Source organism: Methylophilus sp. VKM B-3414, assembly GCF_032248435.1.
GTDB lineage: Bacteria > Pseudomonadota > Gammaproteobacteria > Burkholderiales > Methylophilaceae > Methylophilus > Methylophilus glucosoxydans.
The window spans coordinates 385,034-396,600 of sequence record NZ_JAVTLI010000001.1; the positions used below are offsets into that span (position 1 = coordinate 385,034).

The following is an 11,567-nucleotide window of genomic DNA, read 5'->3' on the forward strand; positions in this document are numbered from 1 at the left end:
CTCGGCAGATTCGCCAACAAATACTCATCTAACCTGAGCAATAAGAGTCTAATTTTTTATGGCAGTTTCACTCCCCGTGATCGGGCATCCGCAGCGCTTTTCTTTTCAAAGTCAGGGCCTGGATAGCCATGCATTAGCCGAGCTGGCTTGTGGTTTAAAAGCAACAAACACGCCCCTGGTCGTTTTAACGGCGAGTGCGTTTGAAGCGCAACGGCTGATGGACGAAATCCCGTTTTTTGGCAAAGAGATTGCCGTACATTTGCTGCCAGACTGGGAAACGCTGCCGTATGACGTGTTTTCCCCGCATCCAGACTTGATCTCTGAGCGCCTGGCAACCTTGTATCAACTGAGCCAGAACCAGAGCAATGTGGTGATTGTGCCGATGGCGACCGCATTATTGCGTCTGCCGCCGGTCGCTTACCTGGCCGCGCACTCGTTTATGCTCAAAAAAGGTCAGCGCCTGGATGTGGAGGCCTTGCGCAACCAGTGTGCGCAGGCGGGTTACCACCACGTGAGCCAGGTGATGGCACCGGGCGAGTTCAGCGTGCGCGGCGGGCTGGTGGATTTGTTCCCCATGGGCAGCGCCTTCCCCTACCGCATAGACCTGTTCGATGACGAAATCGAAACCATACGCACGTTTGATATCGACACCCAGCGTAGCGTCTATCCTGTGCCCGAAATTCGCATGCTGCCTGCGCGGGAGTTTCCTATGGATGAAGCGGCGATCACGCGCTTCCGCAGCCAGTTTCGCGAGTACTTTGAGGGCGACCCGCAACGCGCCAAAATATATAAAGATGTGAGTAAAGGCACGCCCAGCGGCGGGGTCGAATGGTATTTGCCGCTGTTTTTTGAGCAGACGGCCACACTATTTGATTATTTGCCCGCGCAAACCGTCCTTTGCCTGCATGGGGACCTGGACAAGGCCGCACAAACATTCTGGGCCGATGCCAGTACGCGTTACCGCCTGATGGCACATGATGCGGAAAAACCCATCTTGCGCCCGGAAACATTGCTGCAAAAAGCCGATGAATTTTTTAAGCGCTCGCATGACTTCGCGCTGGTCACTCAGCAAATTGCCCAACAAACCGTTTTACCGCCTGTCGATGTAGACCGACGTGCCGAGCAGCCCTTGCACAAACTGCAAGCCTTTATCCAGCAATTTGACGGGCGGGTGCTGATTGCCGCAGAAAGCCTGGGCCGGCGCGAGACCATTGCGCAACTGTTCAGCGATCATGGCCTGAGTTTTTCACTGGCTGAAGACTGGGCCGGGTTTGCACAATCCAACTTCCCGCTCATGCTCGGCGTGGCGCCCTTGCATCAGGGTATGGTGGATAAGGATGCGCGCGAGGGCGCGTTGGCGGTGGTCACCGAGGCTGAGCTGTATGCCAGCACCGTGCGTCAGCAGCGCCGCCGCAATCAGGAGAAAGCGCGTAATGCCGAAGGCATGCTCAAAGACTTGTCCGAACTGCGGCTGGATGACCCGGTGGTGCATGAGCAGCACGGGGTGGGGCGCTACAAGGGTCTGGTTAATATCGACTTTGGCGAGGGCGAGACTGAGCTGTTGCTGATTGAGTATTTTGGCGAAGACAAACTGTATGTGCCGGTATCGCAACTGTTTCTGATTTCACGGTATTCCGGTGGGCCGCCCGAGAGTGCACCATTGCACAGACTAGGTAGCGGCCAATGGGAAAAAGCCAAGAAAAAAGCCCTCAAACAGATTCGCGATACCGCAGCAGAGTTGCTTAACCTATATGCGCAACGCGCTGCGCGCAAAGGCCATGCCTTTACCTTGGGCCTGCATGATTACGAGGCCTTTTGTGAAGGCTTTCCGTTTGAAGAGACGCCAGACCAGCTGGATGCTATCGAAGCCGTCATCAAAGACATGCAATCTGGCCGCCCCATGGACCGCCTGGTGTGCGGTGATGTTGGCTTTGGCAAAACAGAGGTCGCGCTGCGTGCCGCTTTTGTCGCAGTGATGGGTGGCCGCCAGGTGGCGGTGCTGGTGCCGACCACCTTGCTGGCCGAGCAGCATTACCAGAACTTTGTCGACCGCTTTGCCGAGTGGCCAATCAAGGTTGCCGAAATTTCCCGTTTCCGCACCGCCAAAGAGCAGGCCGAAGCCATCAAAGGACTGGCCGATGGCAGCATAGACATCATCATTGGCACGCACCGGCTGATTCAGAAAGACGTCAAATTCAAGAACCTGGGTTTAGCGATTCTGGATGAAGAGCACCGTTTTGGCGTGCGACAAAAAGAACAGATGAAAGCCCTGCGTGCCGAGGTGGATGTGCTGACGCTGACCGCCACGCCGATTCCGCGTACCTTGAGCATGGCCATGGAAGGCCTGCGTGAGTTCTCAGTGATTTCCACGCCGCCGCAAAAACGGTTGGCAATCAAAACCTTTCATACGCCTTATTCGGACGGCATTATTCGCGAGGCAGTCATGCGTGAGTTCAAGCGCGGCGGCCAGGTGTATTTCCTGCATAACGAGGTGGATACCATCTATGTCATGAAGGAAAAGCTGGAGAAAATCGTGCCCGAGGCCCGTATCGTCATTGGCCACGGCCAGTTACGCGAGCGCGAGCTGGAACACGTCATGCGCGACTTTTACCAGCAACGCGCCAATCTGTTGCTGTGTACGACCATCGTCGAAACCGGCATCGACGTGCCCACTGCCAACACCATGATCATCAACAAGGCCGATATGTTTGGCCTGGCGCAATTGCACCAGTTACGTGGCCGCGTGGGGCGCAGTCACCACCAGGCTTACACCTATCTGCTGACCGATCCGCACCGTAATATCACGCCGCAGGCGCAAAAACGCCTAGACGCGATTCAGCTGCTGGAAGACCTGGGGGCAGGCTTCCACCTCGCCATGCACGACCTTGAAATCCGCGGCGCCGGTGAGTTGCTGGGCGACAGCCAGAGCGGTGAAATGCAGGAAATCGGCTTTAACTTGTATTCCGATATGCTGAGTCATGCTGTTAAACAGCTCAAGGCCGGCAAAGAGCCTGACCTTGATGCGCCACTGGGGGTGACCACCGAAATCAATCTGCATACCCCGGCCTTGTTGCCCAACAATTATTGCCCGGACGTGCACGAGCGGTTGGTGATTTATAAACGCCTGGCCAACTGCGAAGACGATGACGCGCTCGATGCCATGCAGGAAGAGCTGATCGACCGTTTTGGCCTGTTGCCTGAGCCCGGCGAGGCGCTGATTGCCTGCCACCGTTTGCGCATCGCCGCCAAAGCCTTGGGCATTATTAAAATCGATGCCTCTGACGCAGCCATTCAGTTGCAGTTTAATGTCAAAGCCGATCTCGATCCGCTCAAGCTGATCAATCTGTTGCAACGCGACAAGCGCTGCCGCATGAACGGGCCGGATAAATTACGTGTCACCGTGCAGCTTGGTAACCTCAATCACCGTGTAGAATTAGTGAAAACCCTTTTGAAGGAATTTATGTAATGTTAGAAAAATTAGTGGCTGCCGTGGCGGGCTGGATTATTGCCGTGATTGCCAGCATGGGCTATGGCGGCATTGTGTTGCTGATGGCGATTGAATCCGCCTGTATTCCTTTGCCCTCCGAAATCATCATGCCATTTGCAGGGTTTCTGGTCAGTAAGGGCGATTTAACGCTATGGGGCATTGCGCTGGCAGGGGCGGTAGGCTGTGTGGTCGGCTCGATCCCCGCTTATTACCTGGGCATGTACGGCGGTCGTCCTCTGGTGGAGAAATTCGGTAAATATGTGCTGATCAGCAAAAAAGACCTTGATATGGCGGACCGCTGGTTTGCCAATCACGGCGAAATCATTATTTTTATTGCCCGCCTGTTGCCCGCCGTGCGCACATTTATCGCTTTCCCGGCCGGGGTGGCGCGCATGAACATGACGCGGTTTGTGGCTTACACCTTTGTCGGCTCACTGATCTGGTGCTGGGTGCTAGGGTATGTGGGCATGAAAGCCGGTGAGCATTGGGAAGATTTGAAAGTGTACTTCCACGAGTCACATTATGTGATTGCCGCGCTGGGATTGATCTTTGTTGCCTGGTACGTGCGCAGACACTTCAAAAACGAGGCTGCGTAATCAGTTAGCTTGAGTGAGTGTCTAAAACTGGCTGCGGTTCATCAGAATCTGATGCCCAAAAATAAAAAAGGCCATTCATTGGCCTTTTTTATTTGCGCTAGATCGGTCAACCACATTAGATATCAGCTAGTGCCTACCAAGCGTTTGCGGCACTTGTGCAGGTTTATGCAAGCATAGTTTCCGCATCTGAACTGTCAGCCTGATCCTCATCCTTAGCAGCCATTCTGTCTACGAGGCTATTGGAAGATACCTTTGTCGAAGCATCCAACGCAAACGAGTATCTAGCAAGGTCATGCTTGAAGGCAATCCCATGCGATAACGCCCAGTGCTCTGTAGATGCATTGGCCGCAACACTTGCCAACATGAGCACACTGCAAGCGAACATATTTTTAAATACTGATTTCATCCGTCACCCCTTTGATTTATTTTGAAACCAGACTGTAGCAAAGGGTGGCAAGTCATTTAAATAGCCCTTTGAGGCCAATGCTTGAAGCGTCGCCGTGCGTGAACAATCAAGGTGTCACTGCGTAGTGTTCAGCAGGGGTATCCGAACGCTCCAAGTAAGCTCACTTCCAGGTGACTACCTGCGCCATGGCCCGGCGTGTTTTTGCTTTGGGTGCATGTTTGCGGTAACCAAAGGCGACCATATAGGCCAGTCCATATTCTTGCAGGTTTACGCCAAACTGCTCTGCCAGCAAAGTCTCGGTTTCTTGTTGTTTAAAGCCTTCAATCGGGCAACTGTCTATGCCTCGCATGGCGGCGACGGTCATCATGTTGGCCAGCGCGATGTAGCATTGTTTGCTGGCCCAGTCGAACAGTTTGCGCTCGTCGGTGAGGCCAAAGTCGGATTGTTGAAACTGTTTGTAAAAGCCCAGTCGCATGTTGGCGATGTCGTCTGGATGGTGCTGCACTTCACGCATGAATTGCGGCAGGTAAGGGCTGTCTGCGTCCAGAAAGGGAGATTTCATGGCCAGACACAAGACAAAGTGGCTGGCGGTATCCAGCTTGAGCGGCGCGCCCCAGGCATGCTGCTTCAGGCTTTCGCGCAGGGTTTTATCTTGCACCACAATAAAATGCCAGGGCTCAAAGCCGAATGAGCTGGGTGAGAGGCGGGCGGCTTCGAGAATCAATTCAAATTCTTCTGCAGGAATCTGTTTGCTGGCATCAAATTCTTTACAGGCATGGCGGAATTGAAATGCATCGAGAATCGCTTGTGTATCTATCATCTATCTGTCCTTCAAAGAATCTCCACAGGCACGAGTTTGCCTGCGCTTAAAAATAAAATAGCCGTTTTCACCGGTAAGCCTTCGGTCGCAAACAACTGAGCATAGGCGGCTAATTGCGGCTTGAACGTGGCTGCCAGGCTGGGTAAATCGTCACTTGCTGTGACTGGGGCCGATTTGTAATCGACAATCCAGCGTACACCCTCAGCAACAAAAGTACGGTCTATGACTTTTTTATTGGCGGCAAGTTGCTCAATCGCTAGCTCAGAGGCTGCTTGCGGATGTTCAGCGAGCACCCAGCGGCCATCCGCTGATTGCAGCGTGGTGGTGAGTAGCGTCGCCACTTGCTGGCTGGCTGGCACGGCCTCCGCTTCAGCATAACCTTGTTGCGCAAACCAGCGTTGCATGGCTGCCAGCAATGACTGGCAACTCGTGCTGGCGTGGGCTTGCCAGGCGGCCAGGCCTTGTTCGGCGATCAGTTGCAGGTAAAGGTGGGCGAGGGTGCCGATATCGGCCTCCAGGCTGCTGACGGTGCTGTCTGCGGGGGGCGTGGCATCATAAGCGCGCGCGAGATCGGTGCTGGGTTGCAAGAGGGCGGGACTGGTGGCTTGCGGCAAGCGAATCAGCTTGGGCACAAACTGGCGGATATCGGCCTGCTGGCTTTGTTGCGGGTAGCGGACCACGATATCTTGTTCGCGATTGAAATCCGAACTGACGGCTGGCCACAGCAGCTGTAAAAACGTATTTTTACGGGGTTGCGGGTCACCGTTTTTATCCGGCCTGGCAATGCCGAGTAGATGCAACTGGCGCTCGGCGCGCGTGGCGGCGACATACAGCACGCGGGCGTCTTCATAGGCCGCACGGGTTTTGTCGAGGTCATTCAGGTAATCGTAGGGCGTGACACCGGAGTGCTGCCGCTTGAGGGCTGTGGGTACAAAGGGTGCCGCGACCAGTGCGACGTCACCATCGGCCGTCGTGACTTCTTCCCAAATCACCAGCTTGGCGTCATCGGGCGGGTTGCTGCCATCCAGGCCCGGCAGAATGACCGTGTCAAACTCCAGACCCTTCGATTTGTGGATGGTCATGAATTGCAAGCGGTCATCGGCTTTGGCATCGGGAGCCGCATACAGTTTTTTCACATCTTCGGCCAGGCTTTGCGGGCTGAACTGGCCGTGTTGCTCGAGCGCGGCAATGCGGGCAAAAAACGCCTGCACATCTTGCACATCGTTTTCGTTCCATAAGCAGTGTGCGCCGCCCAGCCGCAACCAGGTGTTGTGCACCCAGCGGCTGGTGGCGTTGCGGGACCGCCATTGCAAGGCCGTTTGCATGACCTCACGCACATGGCGGGCGCGGGTCTGGCCATCTGCACTCAGGCGTGCCATCACTTGTTCGTCTTCGAGCAGACTCATGACGCTGCGTTGCCCGTCCTGGCCGATCAAGGCATGCAGGTCGGCCAGCGTCAGCCCGCACCAGGGTGCGCGCAGCAAGGCCAGCCAATGCACACGGTCAGCCCGCTGGTACAGGGCGTAGGTCAGCGTCAGCAGGTCTTGGACAATCTGGCGGTTTGCCAGCTCTTCAATCTCCACCGCCTGAAAGCTCAACTCGGTATGGTTGCGCCGCATCTCGGTGACCAGCGCATGCAAGTGCTTGCGTGCACGCACCAGCACGGCAATGGTGGCATCTGGCTGTTCGGCGCGTGTCTGCTGGATAATGCGGATAATCTGTTCGGCTTCGAGTCGGCGCAGGTCTGCCGGTTCCTCTTCTTCATGTTCGCTCACTGGTTGGATCAGCGGATGCACAAACACCCCCTCACCAGGCAGAGACGGGCGCGTGGCGACAAAAGGCCGGTAAGCAATCGCGCCTTGCTGCGGGGCATCCTCAGACGGCAGCATGCCTTTAAAGGTCTGGTTGATCCATTCGACCACGGCCGGGCACGAGCGGTTATTGCGCCACAGTTTGAGCGGGGTCAGCGCGATGTCACCGATGCCGAATTCGGCCGCATTCAAAAACAGGCCGACATTGGCTTTGCGGAAGCGGTAAATCGACTGCATGGGGTCGCCCACGGTAAACAGGGTACGGCCATCGCCCGCTTGCCAGCCGCGCGTCAGCGCCTTGAGCAGGTCGATCTGCATCGGGCTGGTATCCTGAAACTCATCGACCAGCAGATGCTGTATGCGGTAGTCCAGCCGCATGGCCAGCTCGCTTGCTTCGCCGCCTTCTACCAGCGCTTGCAAGGCGCGCTGGGCGATCTCGACAAAGTCGACTTCGTTTTGCGCCTGAAAGTGCAACCAGAGCTGGGCCGCCGCAATATTCAACAGCTGGCTCAAGTCTGCAATCAGCGCTTCGTCACGGGCGTTGGGGTCTGGCAGCATGCGGATGCGCGCCAGGCTGGGTTCTGCGCGGCGATCTTGTGCCAGGCCATCCAGAATCTCGGTCAAGGCCTCCTTGTAAGGCTTGGCTTCGTCGGTGGCGGGCAGGCCCATGTTTTTGTCCAGCCGTTTGCGCAGCCCCCCCGTGCCTGTCAATAACAACTCGGCCAGCGCGCGCCAGTTTGGCAAATCGGCCAGGCGAGGTTGCAACGCCACTTGCCAATCGCGTAGCTGAGCGATGGGGTGCGTGTCTGGGAGTTGACTGCCGGCATAGCGCGCAATGGGCATCAGCGCCTGTTGCAAGCGGGCGGGCAGATGCTGGTGAATCTGCGCCAGCTCACCTTCAATTAAATGCACCAGTGCCATTTGCCCAGACAGTGTGTGCCCAGTCTGGCTGTGATGCAGCCATTGTTCGCGTTTGGCCAGCATGGACATGAGTAGGGCTTCCAGCCGGGTTTGATCATTATCCATATAGCGCAACACTCGCCGCACCGGTTCGCCCAGCACAGGCTCATCCATGCTTTGCAAGGCCAGCCCCGCGGCTTCGCGGTAATAAGGCCAGGCGTCTTCTGTCACCGCCGGTTGCGTGCCAAAGCGGCTCAGCAACGGCATTTGCCGCGCCAGGTTGGCACATAAGGAGTCTATGGTGTAAATCCGCAAGCGGGCCGGACTTTGCAGCAATTGCCAGTTGAGCGCGGCCGAGCGCTGCAAGGCTTGCTGGCCCAGTGCAAACGTGATTTTCTTGTGCGCGGCTTCGGGCGCCACGCCACTGGCCGCCAGCAACAGGCTATCCAGAATCCGCACGCGCATCTCCGAGGCAGCCTTGTTGGTAAAGGTGATGGCGATAATTTCTTCGGGCGCTTGTACGGTTTGCAGCAACTTGAGAAAACGCTGGGTCAGTAACTCGGTTTTGCCCGCGCCCGCCGGGGCCTCGACAATAAAGGACTCCAGCGCCAGCGCGCGTTCACGGTTGGCGGCATCCAGTGCCAGCGCCTCTGTCAAAACGGTCTCTGCTGTCAACGTTGATGGTGTTTCTGAGTGCATCATGCGGCACCTTTTGATTTCAAGTGCGCCGATTGCAAGAGGCCAGATTGCAAGTGCTCAAACTGCAATTGCCGCTCTGGCAATCTGAGCAAAGGCAGCACATCGCAATAGTCCAGATCTTGCTCCGCCTCAAACAGCACCGCCGCCTCGCCTGCCTTGAGGGCTTGCGCAGTTAACGTGATTTGCGTCCGCCAGTGCTGCAGAATCGACGGCCAGTCTGGGAATTCTGTCGGGTCAAACAATTTGTTTTTTTCGTGATTAAACGCTTTGACGCCGGGCACAATATCTTCTTCGGCGGCGATGCCGGCAAAGCCACCATCCGTCAGCCGCAGCTTGCCAAAGCAGACCGCCGCAATCTCGGCGTCTTGCAAAATAAAGGCGGCATAAATGGGCAGTTGTGGTTCAGTGATTTTATCGCTGGCCCAATTTTTAGTGTCTGGCATGCTGCCGGTTTTGTAATCAATCACCACCAGGCGGCCATCTGCCAGCGTATCCACGCGGTCTATCACCAGTTTGACCTGGATGCTTTCAATCAGCGGCTTAAAGGTTTTTTCAACCAGTGACACGGTAAACGGTTGCATGCGCTCGCGTTCGACTTGCAGCAGCCAGGTCAGGGCGAGTTTGCTCAGGCGCTCGGCTTCGAGCTGGCAAAACACCTCTGTAAACGGCTGCGAAAACTCGGTATTGAATTCGGCCATGACTTGCGCGGCAAGGGCGTCCAGCTGACTTTTCAATTCCTCCTCAGCACAGCTTTGCCAGTCCTCGCGCGGTTGTTGCCAAAATGCCGCCATCACGCGGTGGATGAGGTCGCCGCGCTGCATGACATCCAGCCCGTTATGCGGCGTCTCCAGTTTGCGGGCTTTGAGCCGGTATTGGTAAAACGCCCACGCTGGGCAAATCGCCTGCGCACGCAGCAGGCCGGTGCCGCCGCTCACATGTTCGCCATCTTGCACGGGCGGGGCCTGGTGGTCGTCCAGCCATTGCCAGTGCTCGGGCTGGCTGGTGGCCAGGGTTTCCGCCAGCGTGGCGACCCTGGCACTGGCAGCGACTTCGGCAATGTCTTGAATCAGCGGGCTCATGCGCAACAGGCGGTCACCTTCTTTTTGCGCATAAGAAAAAATGACCTGGTGCGCCGTGCCCAGCAGGCGTTGGTGAATCTGGCTGGCAAAGGCGATTTGCACCTCACTGCTGGCATTGGGCGTGCCTGCCTGCCGTTGCAGCTCGGCCGGGATCAGGGCATTGGTGCGCGACAGCGGGGGCCACACATGGTCGTTCATGCCCATCACCCACACCCCGTCCAGCGGCTGGGCACTGGCTTCCAGCATGCCCATGACGGTGAGGTTGGGCTGGCGCACGGTTTGCGGTTGAAAAATCTGTGCCTGACATAATTGTGTCAGCCGCTGGATGGCGGTAGTAGCCGGGATGGGGCCCAGCCAGGCATCCAGCGCACCGAGTTGCGCAATGACCTTGTAAAACGATTGTTGGCACTGGTACTCATGGCTGGACAGGCTGCGCTCGCCTGGCCAATGGCTGGCGGTAAGCAGTGCCGTCAGGCTCTTGGCCCAGGCCGAAGGCAGTTGTTTGGCCGGTAGCTGTCTGGCCGTGGTCAGCAAGGCGTTGAGGTCTTGTAATAGCGCCGGACTATGAATCGCATGCTCATCTTGCTGCTTGCGGGTAATAAACCACGCAAAGGTCGTGGCCTTGACTTGCAAGGGCAACTGGCGGCGCATTTCGGCGTCCAGCGCGGCGCGCGCATCGGCTTCAAACAGGGCTTGTGACCAATACACATCCGCCAGCAGCGCTGACAGCTCGGTTTGTGCCAGCGGCGTGTGTTGAAACGCCAGCCGCAACAGGGTTAAGGCGGTATTCACCAGCGGCCAGCGCGTTAACGGCGTGCCCAGCGAAAACTCATAACAGCGGGGGATTTCGGCATGCGCAGGATGCAAGGCCTCAGGATGAAAGGTGTCATCCAGCAGATTGGCCAGTGTGTCGCGCACGGCTTCCAGGTCTGGCACCACGATAGCCAGCCTGGCCTGTTTGTGGGTGCTGAGTGTCTGCTTGGCCCAATATACGGCAGCGCGCATTTCGTCCATATTTTCAGCAAAGGCCATGCGTTGCACCTGCTGCGCGGTGATGCGATGTTCAAAGGTCTCTACGGTCACACCTGCGGCTTGCAAACGGTCGATCAGACGTTGCAAATGCGGGTTGATACGGTCAAACCCGGCCAAGGCAATGCGCTCGGGCAACGGTAGCAAGCCCTGTTGCAGTTGCGCCAATTGCCAGGCTTGGTAACGCACGCCCTCAAGATAGCCACTTTGCTTGCACAGCGTCTGAAATTGCTGGCGCCACTGCATGAACTGGCGGGTCTCCTCACTGGCTGCATCCATATCCAGGCTGATATTCCACTCAATCAGGTAGCGGTTCGCCTCCATCGCCGCGCTGGCGAGGCCGTTAGTGTTCAATAAATCGAGGTGGTCATGCTGGCGCAGACAATGCTGAATCGCTTGCTCCCACAGCAACGCCTCTTGCGTCGAGGACAGCATGCCCGCTGGGGCATCCGCCACGGCAATGCGGCCACATAAAATGGCTTGCTCAGTGAGTTGGTGCAGCCAGTCTTGCAGCGGAAACACCTGCGGTGCCTGCCATTGCAACAGCCCTTGCTGCTGGTAGCTGGACGATAACCATTGCCGGATGCCTTGCGCCAGACGGGCAGAGGCGCAGAGGATGGTCGCCGCTGGCGTGGGTGAAGGAGGGAGAGAAGCGCTAGGCATGTTCAGCAAAGTGTCATTAACCAACAGGTCATTTTATAAGATAATGTCCTTTTCGGGCACCTCTAATCAATCAACTT

The 11,567-nt window shown here is 56.7% G+C and carries 6 protein-coding genes; 2 read left to right on the forward strand and 4 right to left on the reverse strand.

The annotated features are described in order from the left end of the window. Nucleotides 1-58 precede the first annotated feature (58 nt). Together mfd and Q9292_RS01755 are read left to right on the forward strand one after the other, a co-directional pair. Nucleotides 59-3,466 carry a transcription-repair coupling factor gene (mfd, locus tag Q9292_RS01750; protein ID WP_313984018.1) on the forward strand — a complete coding sequence of 1,136 codons (3,408 nt, stop codon included), beginning with the start codon at nt 59-61 and terminating at the stop codon, nt 3,464-3,466. Continuing rightward, nucleotides 3,466-4,083: a DedA family protein gene (locus Q9292_RS01755; protein WP_313984021.1), complete on the forward strand. Its 618-nt coding sequence runs from the start codon at nt 3,466-3,468 to the stop codon at nt 4,081-4,083. The genes mfd and Q9292_RS01755 overlap by 1 nt, the downstream gene beginning before the upstream one ends. A gap of 163 nt (nt 4,084-4,246) precedes the next feature. Here the strand turns inward: Q9292_RS01755 and Q9292_RS01760 are convergent, their stop codons facing one another. The 4 genes from Q9292_RS01760 to Q9292_RS01775 form a co-directional block, all read right to left on the reverse strand. After that, nucleotides 4,247-4,489: a hypothetical protein gene (locus Q9292_RS01760; RefSeq protein WP_313984024.1), complete on the reverse strand. Its 243-nt coding sequence runs from the start codon at nt 4,487-4,489 to the stop codon at nt 4,247-4,249. A 160-nt stretch (nt 4,490-4,649) separates the two neighbouring features. Next, on the reverse strand, nt 4,650-5,309 hold the full coding sequence (locus Q9292_RS01765; protein WP_194747080.1) for an NAD(P)H-dependent oxidoreductase: 660 nt from the start codon (nt 5,307-5,309) through the stop codon (nt 4,650-4,652). 11 nt (nt 5,310-5,320) lie between these two features. Beyond that, a complete protein-coding gene (locus Q9292_RS01770; protein WP_313984263.1) occupies nt 5,321-8,719 on the reverse strand; it encodes a UvrD-helicase domain-containing protein in 3,399 nt (1,132 codons plus the stop codon). Further along, nucleotides 8,719-11,490, reverse strand: a complete 2,772-nt coding sequence (locus tag Q9292_RS01775; protein ID WP_313984027.1) for a PD-(D/E)XK nuclease family protein — start codon at nt 11,488-11,490, stop codon at nt 8,719-8,721. The genes Q9292_RS01770 and Q9292_RS01775 overlap by 1 nt, the downstream gene beginning before the upstream one ends. Between the last annotated feature and the right edge of the window lie 77 nt (nt 11,491-11,567).